Source organism: Escherichia sp. MOD1-EC7011 (genome assembly GCF_002965005.1).
In the GTDB taxonomy this organism is placed as follows: domain Bacteria; phylum Pseudomonadota; class Gammaproteobacteria; order Enterobacterales; family Enterobacteriaceae; genus Escherichia; species Escherichia ruysiae.
Genome location: NZ_PTRD01000024.1, coordinates 174,873 through 193,364, shown reverse-complemented (window position 1 = coordinate 193,364; position 18,492 = coordinate 174,873). Strand labels below are relative to the sequence as shown.

General features: G+C 51.4%; 21 protein-coding genes. 17 read left to right on the top strand and 4 right to left on the bottom strand.

What is annotated here, in order from left to right:
• The first annotated feature begins 14 nt into the window (after positions 1-14).
• The 10 genes from nsrR to A7098_RS12380 all read left to right on the top strand — a co-directional run bounded on the left by nsrR (position 15) and on the right by A7098_RS12380 (position 9,840).
• Positions 15-440: a nitric oxide-sensing transcriptional repressor NsrR gene (nsrR, locus tag A7098_RS12425; protein WP_001177639.1), complete on the top strand. Its 426-nt coding sequence runs from the start codon at positions 15-17 to the stop codon at positions 438-440.
• Between the two features lie 38 nt (positions 441-478).
• On the top strand, positions 479-2,920 hold the full coding sequence (rnr, locus tag A7098_RS12420) for a ribonuclease R (RefSeq protein ID WP_000076288.1): 2,442 nt from the start codon (positions 479-481) through the stop codon (positions 2,918-2,920).
• 295 nt (positions 2,921-3,215) lie between these two features.
• Positions 3,216-3,947, top strand: coding sequence for a 23S rRNA (guanosine(2251)-2'-O)-methyltransferase RlmB (gene rlmB, locus A7098_RS12415; protein WP_032226431.1), 732 nt, complete (start codon positions 3,216-3,218; stop codon positions 3,945-3,947).
• A 125-nt stretch (positions 3,948-4,072) separates the two neighbouring features.
• On the top strand, positions 4,073-4,474 hold the full coding sequence (locus tag A7098_RS12410; RefSeq protein ID WP_032226430.1) for a DUF2170 family protein: 402 nt from the start codon (positions 4,073-4,075) through the stop codon (positions 4,472-4,474).
• 18 nt (positions 4,475-4,492) lie between these two features.
• Positions 4,493-5,191 carry a PspA/IM30 family protein gene (locus tag A7098_RS12405; RefSeq protein ID WP_000511939.1) on the top strand — a complete coding sequence of 233 codons (699 nt, stop codon included), beginning with the start codon at positions 4,493-4,495 and terminating at the stop codon, positions 5,189-5,191.
• Between the two features lie 50 nt (positions 5,192-5,241).
• Entirely contained in the window at positions 5,242-5,901 is a 660-nt protein-coding gene (locus tag A7098_RS12400) for a YjfK family protein (protein ID WP_105280874.1), read from the top strand.
• Between the two features lie 17 nt (positions 5,902-5,918).
• The gene (locus A7098_RS12395; RefSeq protein WP_000547757.1) at positions 5,919-6,317 is read left to right on the top strand and encodes a DUF350 domain-containing protein; all 399 of its coding nucleotides are present in this window, start codon (positions 5,919-5,921) and stop codon (positions 6,315-6,317) included.
• 9 nt (positions 6,318-6,326) lie between these two features.
• Positions 6,327-6,965 carry a DUF1190 domain-containing protein gene (locus A7098_RS12390; RefSeq protein WP_105280873.1) on the top strand — a complete coding sequence of 213 codons (639 nt, stop codon included), beginning with the start codon at positions 6,327-6,329 and terminating at the stop codon, positions 6,963-6,965.
• 2 nt (positions 6,966-6,967) lie between these two features.
• Positions 6,968-8,131: a glutathionylspermidine synthase family protein gene (locus A7098_RS12385; RefSeq protein ID WP_032226426.1), complete on the top strand. Its 1,164-nt coding sequence runs from the start codon at positions 6,968-6,970 to the stop codon at positions 8,129-8,131.
• Between the two features lie 83 nt (positions 8,132-8,214).
• The gene (locus tag A7098_RS12380) at positions 8,215-9,840 is read left to right on the top strand and encodes an isovaleryl-CoA dehydrogenase (RefSeq protein ID WP_024212398.1); all 1,626 of its coding nucleotides are present in this window, start codon (positions 8,215-8,217) and stop codon (positions 9,838-9,840) included.
• Positions 9,841-9,944: 104 nt separating this feature from the next.
• On the opposite strand, the gene yjfN is transcribed toward A7098_RS12380, so the two are convergent.
• Both yjfN and bsmA read right to left on the bottom strand, forming a co-directional pair.
• Complete coding sequence (yjfN, locus tag A7098_RS12375) at positions 9,945-10,220, bottom strand: DUF1471 family protease activator YjfN (RefSeq protein WP_010348195.1); 276 nt, start codon at positions 10,218-10,220, stop codon at positions 9,945-9,947.
• Between the two features lie 273 nt (positions 10,221-10,493).
• Positions 10,494-10,823 (bottom strand): biofilm peroxide resistance protein BsmA, encoded by a 330-nt coding sequence (gene bsmA, locus A7098_RS12370; protein WP_000254628.1) that lies wholly within the window; start codon positions 10,821-10,823, stop codon positions 10,494-10,496.
• A 181-nt stretch (positions 10,824-11,004) separates the two neighbouring features.
• Between bsmA and yjfP the strand changes: the two genes are divergently transcribed.
• Positions 11,005-11,754, top strand: coding sequence for an esterase (gene yjfP / locus A7098_RS12365; RefSeq protein WP_105280872.1), 750 nt, complete (start codon positions 11,005-11,007; stop codon positions 11,752-11,754).
• Here the strand turns inward: yjfP and ulaR are convergent.
• Positions 11,751-12,506: an HTH-type transcriptional regulator UlaR gene (ulaR, locus tag A7098_RS12360; protein WP_000133631.1), complete on the bottom strand. Its 756-nt coding sequence runs from the start codon at positions 12,504-12,506 to the stop codon at positions 11,751-11,753. The two genes, yjfP and ulaR, sit on opposite strands and share 4 nt — an antisense overlap.
• Before the next feature lie 107 nt (positions 12,507-12,613).
• Complete coding sequence (gene ulaG / locus A7098_RS12355) at positions 12,614-13,678, bottom strand: L-ascorbate 6-phosphate lactonase (RefSeq protein WP_001295191.1); 1,065 nt, start codon at positions 13,676-13,678, stop codon at positions 12,614-12,616.
• A gap of 354 nt (positions 13,679-14,032) precedes the next feature.
• Here ulaG and ulaA point away from each other — a divergent pair, with 354 nt between their 5' ends.
• Genes ulaA through ulaF form a run of 6 tightly spaced genes read left to right on the top strand, consistent with a single transcriptional unit; the run spans position 14,033 to position 18,439 of the window.
• Entirely contained in the window at positions 14,033-15,430 is a 1,398-nt protein-coding gene (gene ulaA, locus A7098_RS12350) for a PTS ascorbate transporter subunit IIC (RefSeq protein WP_001355100.1), read from the top strand.
• A 15-nt stretch (positions 15,431-15,445) separates the two neighbouring features.
• The gene (gene ulaB / locus A7098_RS12345) at positions 15,446-15,751 is read left to right on the top strand and encodes a PTS ascorbate transporter subunit IIB (RefSeq protein WP_000218362.1); all 306 of its coding nucleotides are present in this window, start codon (positions 15,446-15,448) and stop codon (positions 15,749-15,751) included.
• Between the two features lie 9 nt (positions 15,752-15,760).
• Positions 15,761-16,225, top strand: coding sequence for a PTS ascorbate transporter subunit IIA (gene ulaC, locus A7098_RS12340; protein ID WP_000776514.1), 465 nt, complete (start codon positions 15,761-15,763; stop codon positions 16,223-16,225).
• A gap of 13 nt (positions 16,226-16,238) precedes the next feature.
• On the top strand, positions 16,239-16,889 hold the full coding sequence (gene ulaD, locus A7098_RS12335) for a 3-keto-L-gulonate-6-phosphate decarboxylase UlaD (RefSeq protein ID WP_000056760.1): 651 nt from the start codon (positions 16,239-16,241) through the stop codon (positions 16,887-16,889).
• A 9-nt stretch (positions 16,890-16,898) separates the two neighbouring features.
• Positions 16,899-17,753, top strand: a complete 855-nt coding sequence (gene ulaE, locus A7098_RS12330; RefSeq protein WP_000949498.1) for an L-ribulose-5-phosphate 3-epimerase UlaE — start codon at positions 16,899-16,901, stop codon at positions 17,751-17,753.
• Positions 17,753-18,439, top strand: coding sequence for an L-ribulose-5-phosphate 4-epimerase UlaF (gene ulaF / locus A7098_RS12325; protein ID WP_105280871.1), 687 nt, complete (start codon positions 17,753-17,755; stop codon positions 18,437-18,439). The genes ulaE and ulaF overlap by 1 nt, the downstream gene beginning before the upstream one ends.
• Positions 18,440-18,492: the final 53 nt, after the last annotated feature.

The following is an 18,492-nucleotide window of genomic DNA, read 5'->3' as shown; positions in this document are numbered from 1 at the left end:
CTTTTGAGGTTGATGTGCAGTTAACGAGTTTCACTGATTACGGATTACGTGCGCTGATCTACATGGCGTCATTGCCAGAAGGGCGGATGACCAGTATTTCTGAAGTGACTGACGTCTACGGCGTCTCCCGTAATCATATGGTCAAAATAATCAATCAACTTAGTCGTGCCGGCTACGTGACTGCTGTTCGTGGAAAAAATGGCGGCATTCGCCTGGGTAAACCGGCGAGTGCGATACGCATTGGTGATGTGGTGCGCGAGCTGGAACCCTTATCGCTGGTGAATTGCAGCAGTGAGTTTTGCCACATTACACCTGCCTGTCGGTTGAAACAGGCACTTTCTAAGGCCGTGCAAAGTTTTCTTACGGAACTGGATAACTACACGCTTGCCGATTTGGTTGAAGAGAATCAACCGCTTTATAAATTATTGCTGGTGGAGTGACGAAAATCTTCATCAGAGATGACAACGGAGGAACCGAGATGTCACAAGATCCTTTCCAGGAACGCGAAGCTGAAAAATACGCGAATCCCATCCCTAGTCGGGAATTTATCCTCGAACATTTAACCAAACGTGAAAAACCGGCCAGCCGTGATGAGCTGGCTGTAGAACTGCACATTGAAGGCGAAGAGCAGCTTGAAGGCCTGCGTCGCCGCCTGCGCGCGATGGAGCGCGACGGTCAACTGGTCTTCACTCGCCGTCAGTGCTATGCGCTGCCGGAACGCCTCGATCTGGTGAAAGGTACAGTTATTGGTCACCGTGATGGCTACGGCTTTCTGCGGGTTGAAGGACGTAAAGATGATTTGTATCTCTCCAGCGAGCAGATGAAAACCTGCATTCATGGCGATCAGGTGCTGGCGCAGCCGCTGGGCGCTGACCGTAAAGGCCGCCGTGAAGCGCGTATTGTCCGTGTACTGGTGCCAAAAACCAGCCAGATTGTTGGTCGCTACTTTACCGAAGCGGGCGTCGGCTTTGTGGTTCCTGACGACAGCCGTTTGAGCTTCGATATCTTAATCCCGCCAGATCAGATCATGGGCGCGCGGATGGGCTTTGTGGTGGTGGTCGAACTGACCCAACGCCCGACTCGTCGAACCAAAGCGGTGGGTAAAATCGTCGAGGTACTTGGCGATAATATGGGCACCGGCATGGCGGTTGATATCGCTCTGCGCACCCATGAAATCCCGTACATCTGGCCACAGGCCGTTGAGCAACAGGTTGCCGGACTGAAAGAAGAAGTGCCGGAAGAAGCAAAAGCAGGCCGTGTCGATCTGCGCGATTTACCGCTGGTCACCATTGATGGCGAAGACGCCCGCGACTTTGACGATGCAGTTTACTGCGAGAAAAAACGCGGCGGCGGCTGGCGTTTATGGGTCGCAATTGCCGATGTCAGCTACTATGTGCGTCCGCCAACGCCGCTGGACAGAGAAGCGCGTAACCGTGGTACGTCGGTGTACTTCCCGTCGCAGGTTATCCCGATGCTGCCGGAAGTGCTCTCTAACGGCCTGTGTTCGCTCAACCCACAGGTAGACCGCCTGTGTATGGTGTGCGAGATGACCATTTCGTCGAAAGGTCGCCTGACTGGCTACAAATTCTACGAAGCGGTGATGAGCTCTCACGCGCGCCTGACCTACACCAAAGTCTGGCATATTCTGCAGGGCGATCAGGATCTGCGCGAGCAGTACGCCCCGCTGGTTAAGCATCTCGAAGAGTTGCATAACCTCTATAAAGTGCTGGATAAAGCTCGTGAAGAACGCGGCGGGATCTCGTTTGAGAGCGAAGAAGCGAAGTTCATTTTCAACGCTGAACGCCGTATTGAACGTATCGAACAGACTCAGCGTAACGACGCGCACAAATTAATTGAAGAGTGTATGATTCTGGCGAATATCTCGGCGGCGCGTTTCGTTGAGAAAGCCAAAGAACCCGCACTGTTCCGTATACACGACAAGCCGAGCACTGAGGCGATTACCTCTTTCCGCTCTGTACTGGCAGAGCTGGGGCTGGAACTGCCGGGCGGTAACAAGCCGGAACCGCGTGACTACGCGGAGCTGCTGGAGTCGGTTGCCGATCGTCCTGACGCAGAAATGCTGCAAACCATGCTGCTGCGTTCAATGAAACAGGCGATTTATGATCCGGAAAACCGTGGTCACTTCGGTCTGGCATTGCAGTCCTATGCGCACTTTACTTCACCGATTCGTCGTTATCCTGACCTGACGCTGCACCGCGCCATTAAGTATCTGCTGGCGAAAGAGCAGGGGCATCAGGGCAACACCACTGAAACTGGCGGCTACCATTATTCGATGGAAGAGATGCTGCAACTGGGTCAGCACTGTTCGATGGCGGAACGTCGTGCCGACGAAGCAACGCGCGATGTGGCTGACTGGCTGAAGTGTGACTTCATGCTCGATCAGGTTGGTAACGTATTTAAAGGTGTAATTTCCAGCGTCACAGGCTTCGGTTTCTTTGTTCGTCTGGATGACTTATTCATCGATGGTCTGGTTCACGTCTCTTCGCTGGACAACGACTACTATCGCTTTGATCAAGTCGGACAACGCCTGATGGGCGAATCCAGCGGCCAGACTTATCGCCTGGGCGATCGCGTGGAAGTTCGCGTCGAAGCGGTTAATATGGACGAGCGCAAAATCGACTTTAGCCTGATCTCCAGCGAACGCGCACCGCGCAACGTCGGTAAAACGGCGCGCGAGAAAGCCAAAAAAGGCGATGCAGGCAAAAAAGGCGGTAAGCGTCGTCAGGTCGGCAAAAAGGTAAACTTTGAGCCAGACAGCGCCTTCCGTGGTGAGAAAAAAGCGAAGCCGAAAGCGGCGAAGAAAGACGCGAAAAAAGCGAAGAAGCCATCGGCTAAAACGCAGAAAATAGCCGCTGCAACCAAAGCGAAGCGTGCGGCGAAGAAAAAAGTGGCAGAGTGATCATTACCCTCTTCAAACAGAAGAGGGTTAGTATTATGACCAACGCAAAAATTCACTCGGACAGTCCCCTCGCCCCTTTGGGGAGAGGGTTAGGGTGAGGGGAACAGGCCAGCACTGGCGCCTATAATTGCCCTTACCTGGGCCCATTCGCCTTCCAGGGGGAGAAAACCGTGCCCACGTTAACGAGTGAACTTGTTTGTCAGCAATCTCGCTCTCTTCAAAAAGAAGAGGGTGAATTATCCGTAGGCCAGATAAGCGTAGCGCATCAGGCAAAACGTAAATAACGAGTACATTAATGAGCGAAATGATTTACGGCATCCACGCAGTGCAGGCCCTGCTGGAGCGCGCCCCTGAACGTTTTCAGGAAGTCTTTATTTTAAAAGGCCGTGAAGATAAACGTCTGTTGCCGCTGATTCACGCCCTTGAGTCCTTGGGCGTGGTTATCCAGCTGGCAAACCGCCAATATCTCGACGAGAAAAGCGACGGTGCCGTGCATCAGGGCATTATCGCCCGCGTGAAGCCAGGTCGTCAGTATCAGGAAAACGATCTGCCAGATCTGATTGCTTCGCTCGATCAGCCGTTCCTGTTGCTCCTCGACGGTGTAACCGATCCGCATAACCTCGGCGCGTGCCTGCGTAGCGCAGACGCCGCTGGTGTTCATGCGGTGATTGTGCCGAAAGATCGCTCCGCGCAACTCAACGCCACGGCGAAAAAAGTGGCCTGTGGCGCGGCAGAAAGTGTTCCGCTGATTCGGGTAACCAACCTGGCGCGTACTATGCGTATGTTGCAGGAAGAGAATATCTGGATCGTCGGTACGGCAGGTGAAGCGGATCATACGCTTTATCAGAGCAAAATGACCGGACGCCTGGCGCTGGTGATGGGCGCGGAAGGTGAAGGTATGCGTCGCCTGACCCGTGAACATTGCGATGAACTGATTAGTATTCCGATGGCAGGTAGCGTTTCTTCCCTGAACGTTTCGGTTGCGACCGGAATTTGCTTATTTGAAGCAGTTCGCCAGCGTAGCTAATTTCTCTGAATTATAAAAAACCATCCATATTTGGATGGTTTTTTTTATCTATAGCTGGTAAGATAATTACGCTCTATAAATATTCATTTTATTAATAATTAAATTTAATCTATATGGAATAATATATGACATGGAATTCGTTGGTGCTGGCGACGGCGCTGCAAACTGTACCTGAACAAAATATTGATGTAACAAATAGCGAGAACGCATTAATTATTAAAATGAATGATTATGGCGATTTGCAAATCAATATTCTTTTTACTTCCCGCCAAATGATTATCGAAACCTTTATTTGTCCGGTAAGTAGTATCAGCAATCCAGATGAATTTAATACCTTCTTATTAAGAAATCAGAAGATGATGCCGCTGTCATCGGTAGGGATCTCCAGTATGCAACAGGAAGAGTATTACATCGTTTTCGGGGCGTTATCGCTTAAATCTTCCCTTGACGACATCCTGCTGGAGATAACCACGCTGGTGGATAACGCATTGGATCTGGCTGAAATTACTGAAGAATATTCACACTAATTACAAGGATTCGTATTTATGGGGATTTTAAAAAGTTTATTTACGCTGGGGAAATCATTTATCGCGCAGGCGGAAGAGTCCATTGAAGAAACCCAGGGTGTGCGGATGCTGGAACAACATATTCGCGACGCTAAAGCTGAACTGGATAAAGCCGGGAAATCTCGCGTCGATCTGCTGGCACGAGTGAAATTAAGCAACGACAAACTGAAAGACTTACGTGCACGTAAAGCGGGTCTGGAAGCCCGTGCGCTGGAAGCGTTAAGTAAGAACGTTAATCCATCGTTGATTAATGAAGTTGCTGAAGAAATCGCGCGTCTTGAGAATCTTATTACCGCTGAAGAACAAGTATTGTCGAATCTGGAAGTTTCCCGCGATGGCGTGGAAAAAGCGGTTGCGGCGACGGCACAGCGTATCGCTCAGTTTGAGCAGCAAATGGAAGTTGTTAAGGCCACTGAAGCTATGCAACGTGCGCAGCAGGCTGTGACGACATCTACAGTTGGCGCGTCTTCCAGCGTTTCGACAGCGGCAGAATCCTTAAAACGCCTGCAAACGCGTCAGGCCGAACGTCAGGCTCGTCTGGATGCTGCCGCACAGCTGGAGAAAGTCGCAGACGGTCGCGACCTCGATGAAAAGCTGGCGGAAGCCGGAATTGGCGGCACCAATAAAAGCAGTGCCCAGGATGTGCTGGCAAGACTGCAACGCCAACAGGGTGAGTAATTTTTTTGCCAGCCTCACTGCAAGGCTGGCAACTATTTTAAGGATAAAATATGTCTGGTTTTTTCCAGCGCCTGTTTGGCAAGGATGATAAGCCTGCTATTAATCGTGGTCCGCTGGGACTCCACCTCAATAGTGGCTTTACGCTCGACACGTTAGCGTTTCGTTTGCTGGAAGAGGCATTGCTGATCGAGTTACCGGGTGAAGAATATACCGTGGCCGCCGTCAGCCGCATCGATCTGGGCGGCGGTAGTCAGATTTTTCGCTATTACACTTCCGGCGATGAATTTCTGCAAATCAACGCCACCGGCGGCGAAGATATTGATGACATTGATGATATCAAGCTCTTTGTCTATGAAGAGAGCTACGGTATCAGCAAAGAAAGCCACTGGCGCGAGGCGATCAACGCCAAAGCGATGGGGGCGATAACCTTAAACTGGCAGGAAAAACGCTGGCAGCGATTTTTTAACAGTGAAGAACCGGGAAATATTGAACCCGTTTACATGCTGGAAAAAGTAGAAAATCAAAACCATGCCAAATGGGAAGTGCATAATTTTACTATGGGTTACCAGCGGCAGGTGACCGAAGATACCTATGAATATTTGCTGTTAAATGGTGAGGAATCTTTTAACGACCTCGGTGAACCGGAGTGGTTATTGTCTCGCGCGCTGGGTGTCGATATCCCACTGACATCACTTCATATTATTGGTTAATTACAGGGACGTTTACAATGCATATACTGGATTCACTCCTCGCTTTTAGCGCCTATTTTTTTATCGGCGTAGCTATGGTGATTATCTTTCTTTTTATCTATTCCAAAATTACTCCGCATAATGAATGGCAGTTGATCAAGAATAATAACACTGCGGCGTCGCTGGCGTTCAGCGGCACGTTGTTGGGTTACGTTATTCCATTATCCAGTGCGGCAATCAATGCGGTGAGTATTCCAGATTATTTTGCCTGGGGCGGAATCGCACTGGTAATTCAGTTACTCGTTTTTGCTGGCGTCAGACTTTATATGCCGGCATTAAGCGATAAAATTATTAATCACAACACTGCGGCAGGAATGTTTATGGGAACCGCCGCGCTGGCTGGCGGTATTTTTAACGCAGCTTGTATGACATGGTAATGGACGATCATGGCCAGAAAACGCAAATCAAGAAATAACAGTAAAATTGGTCACGGAGCGATCAGTCGCATTGGTAGACCGAATAATCCTTTTGAACCGCGTCGCAATCGCTACGCACAAAAATACTTAACGTTGGCGCTAATGGGCGGTGCCGCTTTTTTCGTATTGAAAGGTTGTGCCGATAGCGGCGATGTCGATAACGACGGCGACGGAACGTTTTATTCGACAGTGCAGGATTGTATTGATGACGGTAATAATTCAGACATCTGTGCGCATGGCTGGAACAATGCCAAAGCGGCGTTTTATGCCGATGTTCCGAAGAATATGACTCAGCAGAATTGTCAGTCTAAGTATGAAAATTGTTACTACGACAACGTTGAACAGAGTTGGATCCCGGTAATATCTGGATTTTTATTAAGCCGGGTTATTCGTAAAGATCGCGATGAGCAGTTTGTTTATAACAGCGGCGGTTCCTCTTATGCTTCGCGCCCCGTCTGGCGCAGCACTTCCGGTGATTACTCCTGGCGCTCCGGTTCTGGCAAAAAAGAGTCTTACTCCTCGGGCAGCTTTACCACCAGAAAAGCCTCAACGGTTTCGCGCGGCGGCTATGGTCGCTCCTCCAGCGCCCGTGGGCATTGGGGAGGCTAATCATGCTGAGACATAACGTCCCTGTGCGGCAGGATCTTGACCAGATCGCCGCCGACAACGGTTTCGACTTTCATATTATCGATAATGAGATCTATTGGGATGAGAGTCGAGCCTATCGCTTTACTCTGCGCCAGATTGAAGAGCAGATCGAAAAACCAACCGCAGAGTTACATCAGATGTGCCTTGAGGTGGTGGAACGTGCGGTTAAAGATGAACAGATCCTGACGCAACTGGCGATCCCGCCGTTGTACTGGGATGTGATCGCTGAAAGCTGGCGGGCGCGCGATCCTTCGCTGTATGGTCGGATGGATTTTGCCTGGTGTGGTAATGCGCCGGTGAAGCTGCTTGAGTACAACGCCGATACGCCGACTTCGTTGTATGAGTCGGCATATTTCCAGTGGCTATGGCTGGAGGATGCGCGGCGCAGCGGCGTTATTCCACGTGACGCCGATCAGTACAATGCCATTCAGGAACGCCTCATCTCGCGCTTTAGTGAACTTTACAGTCGGGAGCCGTTTTATTTTTGCTGCTGTCAGGACACCGATGAAGACAGGAGTACCGTGCTGTACTTGCAGGACTGCGCCCAGCAGGCAGGGCAGGAGTCGCGGTTTATCTACATTGAAGATCTTGGCCTGGGCGTCGGCGGCGTGCTGACCGATCTTGATGATAACGTCATCCAGCGTGCATTTAAGCTGTATCCGCTGGAGTGGATGATGCGTGACGATAACGGTCCTCTGCTGCGCAAGCGCCGTGAGCAATGGGTGGAGCCGCTATGGAAAAGCATATTGAGCAATAAAGGGTTAATGCCGTTGCTTTGGCGCTTCTTCCCTGGTCATCCTAACCTTCTGGCCTCCTGGTTTGAGGGCGAAAAACCGCAGATTGCCGCTGGCGAAAGCTATGTGCGTAAACCGATCTACTCGCGCGAAGGCGGCAACGTCACCATTTTCAACGGTCAGAATGATGTCGTTGACCATGCTGATGGTGATTACGCCGATGAACCGATGATCTACCAGGCATTTCAACCGCTGCCGCGTTTTGGCGATAGCTACACACTGATTGGTAGCTGGATTGTCGATGATGAAGCGTGCGGAATGGGTATTCGCGAAGATAACACGCTGATCACTAAAGACACTTCGCGTTTTGTTCCGCATTACATTGCGGGTTAAGAATGTTTTAGCAATCTCTTTCTGTCAGGAATCCGTGGCAGTGACCATACTAATGGTGACTGCCATTGATGGAGGGAGACACAGTGCACTGGCAAACTCACACCGTTTTCAATCAACCTATACCATTAAATAACAGCAACTTATACCTGTCTGATGGCGCGCTCTGTGAAGCGGTAACGCGTGAAGGTGCTGGCTGGGATAGCGATTTTCTTGCCAGTATTGGTCAGCAGTTAGGAACGGCTGAATCCCTTGAACTGGGGCGGCTGGCAAATGTGAATCCGCCTGAATTGTTGCGCTATGACGCGCAGGGGCGCCGTCTGGACGATGTGCGTTTTCATCCTGCATGGCACCTGCTGATGCAGGCGCTATGTACTAATCGGGTACACAATCTGGCCTGGGAAGAAGACGCTCGCTCCGGCGCATTTGTGGCGCGGGCGGCGCGTTTCATGTTACATGCGCAGGTTGAGGCTGGGTCGTTATGCCCGATAACGATGACCTTTGCCGCCACGCCATTGTTGTTACAGATGCTACCCGCGCCGTTTCAGGACTGGACCACGCCACTGTTGAGCGATCGCTACGATTCCCACTTATTGCCAGGCGGGCAAAAACGCGGCCTGTTGATTGGCATGGGAATGACGGAAAAGCAGGGCGGCTCTGATGTTATGAGCAATACCACACGGGCAGAGCGTCTGGAAGATGGCTCTTATCGGCTGGTGGGGCATAAATGGTTTTTCTCGGTGCCGCAAAGCGATGCGCATCTGGTGCTGGCGCAGACCACGGGCGGTCTGTCCTGCTTTTTTGTGCCGCGATTTTTGCCTGACGGGCAACGCAATGCGATTCGCCTCGAGCGGCTGAAAGATAAGCTGGGTAATCGCTCTAACGCCAGTTGCGAAGTGGAGTTTCAGGACGCCATTGGCTGGTTGTTGGGGCAGGAAGGAGAAGGTATTCGCCTGATCCTGAAAATGGGCGGGATGACGCGTTTTGATTGCGCCCTGGGTAGCCATGCCATGATGCGCCGTGCATTCTCGCTGGCGATTTATCATGCACATCAACGCCATGTTTTTGGTAATCCATTGATCCAACAGCCTCTGATGCGTCATGTCTTAAGTCGTATGGCGCTTCAGCTTGAAGGGCAAACGGCATTGCTTTTTCGTCTGGCGCGGGCGTGGGATCGACGCGCCGATGCCAAAGAAGCCCTGTGGGCGCGCTTATTCACCCCAACGGCGAAGTTTGTGATTTGCAAAAGTGGTATTCCGTTTGTGGCTGAAGCGATGGAAGTGCTGGGCGGAATTGGCTATTGCGAGGAGAGCGAGCTGCCGCGTCTTTATCGGGAGATGCCGGTAAACAGTATTTGGGAAGGTTCTGGCAACATCATGTGTCTGGATGTGCTGCGCGTTCTCAATAAGCAGGCGGGTGTATACGACTTACTGTCGGAAGCGTTTATGGAAGTGAAAGGGCAAGATCGTTATTTTGATCGTGCGGTTCGTCGATTACAGCAGCAACTGCGCAAACCTACTGAAGAGCTTGGGCGAGAGATCACTCATCAGCTATTCCTGCTGGGTTGCGGCGCACAAATGTTGAAATATGCTTCACCGCCAATGGCACAGGCGTGGTGTCAGATAATGTTAGATACGCGCGGTGGCGTGCGGGTGTCAGAGCAGATCCAGAATGATTTATTACTGCGGGCGACGGGAGGCGTGTTTTTGTAAGCGAGTACGCCTGATACGACGCTGGCGCGTCTTATCTTAGGATTTGTAGGCCGGATAAGGCGCAGGCGCCGCATCCGGCATTGTTTATTCGATGTTGATGACATTCATGCATACAGTATCGCCTGTACGCGCCAGTTATCGGGCTGCTGGTCTTCGTACATGGTAATAATGCGATACCATGATGCCCCCTGTTCATCGGCCTTTAACGCCACGATACGTTCCACGTCCTGCGGATCCCCTGAAATATTGTTAACCGAGATCTGACCTATTTCATTCAGGCCCGTCACGCAGTCAGCACTGGCGAATTCTGCAGACTGTGCCGTGGCGCTCGCAGGATAAGTCACTAATTGTAGCGAGGGTGAGGCAAGTAATTGTTTCATCGTCAGCTCCATTTTTCGTTTCCCCACATGATGCAGGGCATTCCATCGCGGTAATAAACGCCCGAGCTTCCAGCCGGTAATTTATTGTGCACAGGTAAACACATAGGGACGCAAAGCAATGTAAAGCTGGCTATGTAAGTTGTCTGATTTATTTACGGTATATACTCGTCATACTTCAAGTTGCATGTGCTGCGCCTGCGTTCACTCACCCCAGTCAATTACTTATGTAAGCTCCTGGGGATTCACTCGCTTGTCGTCTTCCTGCAACTCGAATTATTTAGAGTATAAAATGGCTTGTGAATACCACTGTCCTGTCACGATGGTTTCATCCACCATGACGACAACGTAATAATCAGCTTTTGCAGCGACAGCTTTCGCTCTGATTTCTGCTAATGCGTCATCCGGAGAGCCCCGAACCATCGTGCTTACGCTACCTATTCGCTGCAACCCCTGGGTTTGGTCGCGGCGAATCTCTTGCGGATGATCCGTTACTGGCGGCGCTGGCTGTGGCGTACCTTGCAGTGCGCTACAGGCGCTTAACATCAACACCAATAATAAACTGGCAAACCGGGAAATAACGCTATTACGTTTCCTGCTAACCATAGTGTAGTGCCTTATTAATTTAACTTTGGGGGAATGTTCCCGAATTGTTACCTGGTACGCGATTTTCGAATGAAAACTTAGCGAAAGCGTAATCCACATCTCAACATTATGAACTAATACTGCCAGCAGAAACTTGTGCTAAAGATTTGTTCATGTCATACCAGACCCAAAGGAGAAATAGATGATTGAATTAGAATCGCGCGTGCTGGCAGATATTCCCGTTCTTCACGCTTATCCCACAGGGCAAAAAGAAACACCGTTACCATGCGTGATTTTTTATCACGGTTTTACTTCATCCAGCCTGGTGTATAGCTATTTTGCCGTCGCGTTGGCACAGGCTGGTTTGCGGGTGATTATGCCGGATGCGCCCGATCACGGTAGCCGTTTTAGTGGCGACGTACCGCGACGGTTAAATCAATTCTGGCAAATCTTGCTACAAAGTATGCAGGAATTCACTACCTTACGTGCGGCAATAGCCGAAGAAAAATGGCTGCTTGATGAACGCCTGGCGGTTGGTGGCGCATCGATGGGCGCGATGACGGCGCTGGGGATTGCCGCTCGCCACCCCACGGTGAAATGTACCGCCAGCATGATGGGATCGGGCTATTTCTCATCGCTTGCCCGTTCTCTGTTTCCGCCGCTAATACCCGAAACCGCAGCACAGCAGAATGAATTTAATAACATTATCGCGCCACTGTTGGAGTGGGAAGCAACAAACCACCTGGAACAACTCGGGGACAGGCCGCTCCTGCTGTGGCATGGCCTTGACGACGACGTCGTGCCTGCCGACGAATCACTACGTTTGCAGCAGGCCTTAAGCGAGACGGGACGGGATAAATGGCTAACCTGTTCATGGCAGCCAGGCGTGCGCCACCGTATTACACCTGAGGCGTTAGATACCGCCGTGACATTTTTCCGCCAGCATCTTTAAACACGCAGAATGCTGACCCCTTGCGCTTCCAGTTGTTGCAGGATTTCCGGGTTAGCATTTTTGCCGGTGATCAGCATATCAATTTGATCGGCACGGCTAAAAAGCATTCCCGCGCGTTCGCCAATCTTACTGCTATCAACCAGTACCACCAGTTTCCCTACCACGCTCAGCATCTTCTGCTCTGCCATTGCTGTCAGCATATCGGTTTTATACAACCCTTCTGCGGTCAGCCCTTTACCGCTGGTAAACATCCAGTGCCCGGCATAGAGACTGTTTTCGCTGCCCTGCGGGCTTAAAGTGATGGACTGACTTTTGTTGTACTGTCCACCCATAATGATCACGCTGTCATGTTCTTGATCGATCAGGTAATTTGCCAGCGGTAGATAATTAGTGATGATTTGCACTGGCTTGCCACACATTTCCCGCCCAAGCAGAAACGCGGTGGAGCCGCAGTTGATGACTACGCTTTCGCCCGGATTAACCAGCTGCGAGGCCGCTTTAGCGATACGTACCTTTTCATCGTGATTTTGCGCCTGATGCAGATTCATCGGCGTCCAGCGCGGTCGCTGCTGGGTAATCGCTTCTGCGCCATTGCGCACTTTTTTCAGTTTGCCGCTTTCGTCGAGTTTATTGATATCGCGTCGCGCGGTAGCAGGGGAAATTCCCAGACGCTCAACGACTTTCTCAACAGTCACAAAGCCCAGTTGTGCGAGCATTTCCAGGAGAATTTGATGTCTTTGTGCTTCAGTCATGAGCTATTCCGATAAAATTTGATTTTTTTAGATTATATTTGAAATAGCCAGAAAATACTACGCCGGATAGCGCGAACATCTTTACGCTATCCGGTATAAGCGACAGATTACAGGAACGATTTGAACGGCAGATCCGGTTCAATGGTGAAGCAATCGTCAAAACCGCGCGGATAATGGTACTCGAAATTGTCTTTATCCAGCGGCCATGTGAACTTGCCGCCAACCTGCCAGATAAACGGCTTGAAGCCATATTTCAGACGATCTTTTTTCATCTCCCACAGCACGCGGATCTCTTGCGGATCGGCCTGGAAGTTTGACCAGATATCGTGGTGGAACGGGATAACCACTTTCGCATTAAGGGCTTCACCCATACGCAGCATATCGGCACTGGTCATTTTGTCGGTAATACCGCGCGGGTTCTCACCGTACGAGCCTAACGCCACATCGATCTGATGCTCGTTACCATGTTTCGCATAGTAGTTAGAGTAGTGGGAATCGCCACTGTGATACAGGGAGCCGCCAGGCGTTTTGAACAGGTAGTTCACCGCGCGATCGTCCATGCCGTCCGGCAGTACGCCAGCCGCTTTTTGATCCGCAGGCAGAGTGATCAGTGCAGTACGGTCGAAAGCGTCAAGCGCATGAATTTCAATGTCTTTCACTTTTACTACATCGCCCGGTTTGACCACGATGCAACGTTCTTTCGGCACGCCCCAGCCAATCCATAAATCCACGCAGGTTTTCGGCCCGATAAACGGTACGTCATCAGCGCAGTTCTGCATCACGGCGGCTGCCACGTTCACGTCGATATGATCGTTGTGATCGTGAGTCGCCAGCACCGCGTCGATCTGGCGAATTGCAAACGGATCAAGAACAAACGGCGTGGTACGCAGGTTTGGTTGCAGTTTTTTCACGCCCGCCATGCGCTGCATCTGGTGACCCTGTTTCATCAGCGGGTTGCCGTGACTTTGTTTACCAGTACCGCACCAGAAATCGACGCAAACGTTGGTGCCGCCTTCCGATTTCAACCAGATCCCGGTACAGCCGAGCCACCACATCGCGAATGTGCCTGGTGCGACCTGCTCCTGTTCAATTTCTTCATTCAGCCAGCTACCCCACTCCGGGAAAGTACTCAGGATCCAGGATTCACGGGTGATACTTTTCACTTTACTCATCGCCATTTACCTTCATGATGGTTCAATTTGAATCAATAATTGATTGGTTTTGATTAATCCTGACACTATTTTTTCAGGAAGGCAATGACCATTTTTTGACTTTCGGCCTGGTGAGTTGTTGTGAATTTTGGCTGTGGAAAGATTTAATGGAATGTGTAAACAAATTAACTGAATGAATTTAAATGATTAATTGTTTCTTTATGTGAATCACATACTTTCGTTGTGGAATTATTTGCGTGCCGCGTCACATTTAATCATAAATAATCTTGTTGTGATTACTTTTGAAAATTAGAGTGAGTGCACAACATTCCGGGTGTGTGGAATACCCGGTTACCTCTTCTTCAGGAGATCGTTATGGAGATCCTCTACAACATCTTTACCGTGTTTTTTAACCAGGTCATGACCAATGCCCCGTTACTGCTGGGTATTGTGACCTGTCTGGGCTACATCCTGCTGCGCAAAAGTGTCAGCGTGATTATCAAAGGTACGATTAAAACCATTATTGGTTTCATGTTGTTGCAGGCAGGGTCCGGCATCCTGACCAGCACCTTCAAACCGGTGGTGGCGAAAATGTCGGAAGTCTACGGCATCAACGGTGCGATTTCAGATACTTACGCATCGATGATGGCCACTATCGAGCGCATGGGCGATGCCTATAGCTGGGTGGGGTACGCGGTGCTGTTGGCTCTGGCGTTGAACATCTGTTACGTGCTGCTGCGTCGTATTACCGGCATTCGCACCATCATGCTGACCGGCCACATTATGTTCCAGCAGGCCGGGCTGATTGCCGTTACGTTGTTTATTTTCGGCTACTCCATGTGGACGACCATTATCTGCACTGCGATTCTGGTTTCGCTCTATTGGGGCATCACCTCCAACATGATGTACAAGCCGACTCAGGAAGTGACGGACGGCTGCGGTTTCTCCATTGGTCACCAGCAGCAGTTTGCATCATGGATTGCTTATAAAGTCGCGCCGTTCCTGGGCAAAAAAGAGGAGAGCGTTGAAGACCTCAAATTGCCGGGCTGGTTGAACATTTTCCACGATAACATCGTCTCCACGGCGATTGTGATGACCATCTTCTTTGGCGCCATTCTGCTCTCCTTCGGTATCGACACCGTACAGGCGATGGCAGGCAAAGTGCACTGGACGGTCTACATCCTGCAAACCGGTTTCTCCTTTGCGGTAGCGATTTTCATCATCACTCAGGGCGTGCGCATGTTTGTGGCGGAACTCTCTGAAGCATTTAACGGTATCTCCCAGCGCCTGATCCCTGGTGCGGTTCTGGCGATTGACTGTGCGGCTATCTATAGCTTCGCGCCAAACGCCGTGGTCTGGGGCTTTATGTGGGGCACTATCGGTCAGTTGATTGCGGTTGGTATCCTGGTCGCCTGCGGTTCTTCAATCCTGATTATTCCGGGCTTTATTCCAATGTTCTTCTCCAACGCCACCATCGGCGTGTTCGCTAACCACTTCGGCGGCTGGCGTGCAGCACTGAAAATTTGTCTGGTGATGGGGATGATTGAAATCTTTGGCTGTGTCTGGGCGGTGAAACTCACCGGGATGAGCGCCTGGATGGGCATGGCGGACTGGTCGATTCTGGCGCCGCCGATGATGCAGGGCTTCTTCTCCATCGGTATCGCCTTTATGGCCGTCATCATCGTCATTGCACTGGCTTATATGTTCTTCGCTGGCCGCGCGCTGCGCGCAGAAGAAGATGCAGAAAAACAACTGGCAGAACAGTCTGCTTAATAAGGAGTTTTGATTATGACCGTACGTATTCTGGCTGTGTGTGGCAACGGACAAGGTAGTTCCATGATCATGAAGATGAAAGTGGACCAGTTTTTAACCCAGTCGAACATCGACCACACGGTAAATAGCTGCGCAGTTGGCGAATATAAAAGTGAGTTGAGCGGTGCGGATATCATCATCGCATCCACACATATCGCGGGTGAAATCACCGTTACTGGCAACAAATATGTGGTTGGCGTGCGCAACATGCTCTCTCCTGCCGACTTTGGCCCGAAACTGCTGGAAGTGATCAAAGAGCATTTCCCGCAGGACGTGAAGTAAGGGCGCGCTATGAAATTACGTGATTCGCTGGCGGAAAATAAATCCATCCGTCTACAGGCTGAGGCTGAAACCTGGCAGGAAGCGGTAAAAATTGGTGTTGATCTGCTGGTGGCGGCGGACATTGTCGAGCCGCGTTACTACCAGGCGATTCTGGATGCGGTTGAACAGCACGGCCCGTACTTTGTGCTCGCGCCAGGCCTGGCAATGCCGCACGGACGCCCGGAAGAGGGCGTTAAAAAAACCGGCTTTGCACTGGTGACGCTGAAAAAACCGCTCGAGTTTAACCATGAAGATAACGACCCGGTAGATATCCTCATCACGATGGCGGCGGTCGATGCCAACACTCACCAGGAAGTGGGCATCATGCAAATCGTCAACCTGTTTGAAGATGAAGAGAATTTCGACCGTTTACGTGCCTGCCGTACCGAGCAGGAAGTACTGGATTTAATTGACCGCACCAACGCGGCTGCTTAAGAAGGAATTGAAGATGTCATTACCCATGTTGCAAGTCGCGCTGGACAACCAGACTATGGATAGCGCCTACGAAACCACTCGCCTGATTGCTGAAGAAGTCGACATTATCGAAGTGGGCACCATTCTTTGCGTAGGCGAAGGCGTGCGTGCGGTTCGCGATCTGAAAGCACTCTACCCGCATAAAATTGTGCTGGCAGACGCCAAAATTGCCGATGCGGGCAAAATTCTTTCTCGTATGTGTTTTGAAGCCAACGCTGACTGGGTGACCGTGATTTGCTGTGCGGATATCAATACCGCCAAAGGCGCGCTGGACGTGGCAAAAGAGTTTAACGGTGACGTACAGATCGAACTGACCGGTTACTGGACCTGGGAACAGGCGCAGCAGTGGCGCGATGCAGGCATTCAGCAAGTAGTATATCACCGCAGCCGTGACGCGCAGGCCGCAGGCGTGGCGTGGGGCGAAGCGGACATTACCGCGATCAAACGTCTTTCCGATATGGGCTTCAAAGTGACCGTCACCGGTGGCCTGGCGCTGGAAGATCTGCCGCTGTTCAAAGGTATTCCGATTCATGTGTTTATCGCAGGTCGCAGCATCCGTGACGCTGCGTCTCCGGTTGAAGCCGCGCGTCAGTTCAAACGTTCCATCGCCGAACTGTGGGGCTAAGGAGCGGATATGTTGTCCAAACAAATCCCGCTTGGCATCTATGAAAAAGCACTCCCCGCCGGGGAGTGCTGGCTGGAACGGCTGCAACTGGCAAAAACGTTAGGCTTCGATTTTGTCGAGATGTCGGTGGATGAAACGGACGATCGCCTGTCGCGCCTCGACTGGAGCCGCGAACAGCGTCTGGCGCTGGTGAATGCAATTGTGGAAACCGGTGTGCGCGTGCCGTCTATGTGCCTTTCTGCCCACCGTCGTTTCCCGTTGGGCAGTGAAGATGACGCGGTGCGGGCGCAGGGGCTGGAAATTATGCGCAAAGCTATCCAGTTCGCGCAGGACGTCGGCATTCGCGTGATCCAACTGGCGGGCTATGACGTTTACTACCAGGAAGCCAATAACGAAACGCGTCGTCGTTTCCGTGACGGCCTGAAAGAGAGCGTTGAGATGGCGAGTCGCGCGCAGGTGACGCTGGCGATGGAGATCATGGATTACCCACTGATGAACTCCATCAGCAAGGCGCTGGGCTACGCGCACTATCTCAACAACCCATGGTTCCAGCTCTACCCGGATATCGGCAACCTGTCGGCGTGGGACAACGACGTGCAGATGGAATTGCAGGCTGGAATAGGGCATATCGTCGCGGTGCATGTGAAAGACACCAAACCGGGCGTCTTCAAAAACGTACCGTTTGGCGAAGGCGTTGTGGATTTCGAACGTTGCTTCGAAACGCTCAAACAGAGTGGCTATTGCGGGCCGTACCTGATTGAGATGTGGAGCGAAACGGCGGAGGACCCGGCGGCGGAAGTGGCAAAAGCGCGTGATTGGGTGAAAGCGCGCATGGCCAAAGCAGGCATGGTGGAGGCGGCATAATGCAAAAGCTGAAACAGCAGGTGTTTGAAGCCAACATGGATCTGCCGCGTTACGGGCTGGTGACCTTTACCTGGGGCAACGTCAGCGCCATTGACCGCGAACGCGGGCTGGTGGTGATCAAGCCCAGCGGCGTCGCCTACGAAACCATGAAAGCAGACGATATGGTGGTGGTTGATATGAGCGGTGAAGTGGTCGACGGTCAGTATCGTCCCTCTTCAGACACCGCGACGCATCTCGAACTCTACCGTCGTTACCCGTCGCTTGGCGGCATCGTGCATACCCACTCCACTCATGCCACCGCATGGGCGCAGGCGGGGCTGGCAATTCCGGCGTTAGGCACCACGCACGCTGACTACTTCTTTGGCGACATCCCGTGTACGCGTGGATTAAGCGAAGAAGAAGTGCAGAGTGAGTATGAACTGAACACCGGCAAAGTGATTATCGAAACGCTGGGCGATGCCGAGCCGCTGCATACGCCGGGAATTGTGGTGTATCAGCACGGGCCATTTGCCTGGGGGAAAGATGCTCACGATGCGGTGCATAACGCGGTGGTGATGGAAGAAGTGGCAAAAATGGCGTGGATTGCGCGCGGCATTAACCCACAACTGAATCACATCGACAGTTATCTCATGAACAAACACTTCATGCGTAAGCACGGGCCCAACGCCTATTACGGGCAGAAGTAATCAGTGCGCCCCGGAATTATTACCTCCTGAGGGATGTAATTGGTCTGATTCCG

What these genes read in the sequence shown, in the direction of transcription:
- rnr (WP_000076288.1), top strand. Translation starts at nt 479, where the DNA reads ATGTCACAAGATCCTTTCCAGGAACGCGAAGCTGAAAAATACGCGAAT.
- rlmB (WP_032226431.1), top strand. Translation starts at nt 3,216, where the DNA reads ATGAGCGAAATGATTTACGGCATCCACGCAGTGCAGGCCCTGCTGGAG.
- A7098_RS12410 (WP_032226430.1), top strand. Translation starts at nt 4,073, where the DNA reads ATGACATGGAATTCGTTGGTGCTGGCGACGGCGCTGCAAACTGTACCT.
- A7098_RS12405 (WP_000511939.1), top strand. Translation starts at nt 4,493, where the DNA reads ATGGGGATTTTAAAAAGTTTATTTACGCTGGGGAAATCATTTATCGCG.
- A7098_RS12400 (WP_105280874.1), top strand. Translation starts at nt 5,242, where the DNA reads ATGTCTGGTTTTTTCCAGCGCCTGTTTGGCAAGGATGATAAGCCTGCT.
- A7098_RS12395 (WP_000547757.1), top strand. Translation starts at nt 5,919, where the DNA reads ATGCATATACTGGATTCACTCCTCGCTTTTAGCGCCTATTTTTTTATC.
- A7098_RS12390 (WP_105280873.1), top strand. Translation starts at nt 6,327, where the DNA reads ATGGCCAGAAAACGCAAATCAAGAAATAACAGTAAAATTGGTCACGGA.
- A7098_RS12385 (WP_032226426.1), top strand. Translation starts at nt 6,968, where the DNA reads ATGCTGAGACATAACGTCCCTGTGCGGCAGGATCTTGACCAGATCGCC.
- yjfN (WP_010348195.1), bottom strand. Translation starts at nt 10,220, where the DNA reads ATGAAACAATTACTTGCCTCACCCTCGCTACAATTAGTGACTTATCCT.
- bsmA (WP_000254628.1), bottom strand. Translation starts at nt 10,823, where the DNA reads ATGGTTAGCAGGAAACGTAATAGCGTTATTTCCCGGTTTGCCAGTTTA.
- yjfP (WP_105280872.1), top strand. Translation starts at nt 11,005, where the DNA reads ATGATTGAATTAGAATCGCGCGTGCTGGCAGATATTCCCGTTCTTCAC.
- ulaR (WP_000133631.1), bottom strand. Translation starts at nt 12,506, where the DNA reads ATGACTGAAGCACAAAGACATCAAATTCTCCTGGAAATGCTCGCACAA.
- ulaG (WP_001295191.1), bottom strand. Translation starts at nt 13,678, where the DNA reads ATGAGTAAAGTGAAAAGTATCACCCGTGAATCCTGGATCCTGAGTACT.
- ulaA (WP_001355100.1), top strand. Translation starts at nt 14,033, where the DNA reads ATGGAGATCCTCTACAACATCTTTACCGTGTTTTTTAACCAGGTCATG.
- ulaB (WP_000218362.1), top strand. Translation starts at nt 15,446, where the DNA reads ATGACCGTACGTATTCTGGCTGTGTGTGGCAACGGACAAGGTAGTTCC.
- ulaC (WP_000776514.1), top strand. Translation starts at nt 15,761, where the DNA reads ATGAAATTACGTGATTCGCTGGCGGAAAATAAATCCATCCGTCTACAG.
- ulaD (WP_000056760.1), top strand. Translation starts at nt 16,239, where the DNA reads ATGTCATTACCCATGTTGCAAGTCGCGCTGGACAACCAGACTATGGAT.
- ulaE (WP_000949498.1), top strand. Translation starts at nt 16,899, where the DNA reads ATGTTGTCCAAACAAATCCCGCTTGGCATCTATGAAAAAGCACTCCCC.
- ulaF (WP_105280871.1), top strand. Translation starts at nt 17,753, where the DNA reads ATGCAAAAGCTGAAACAGCAGGTGTTTGAAGCCAACATGGATCTGCCG.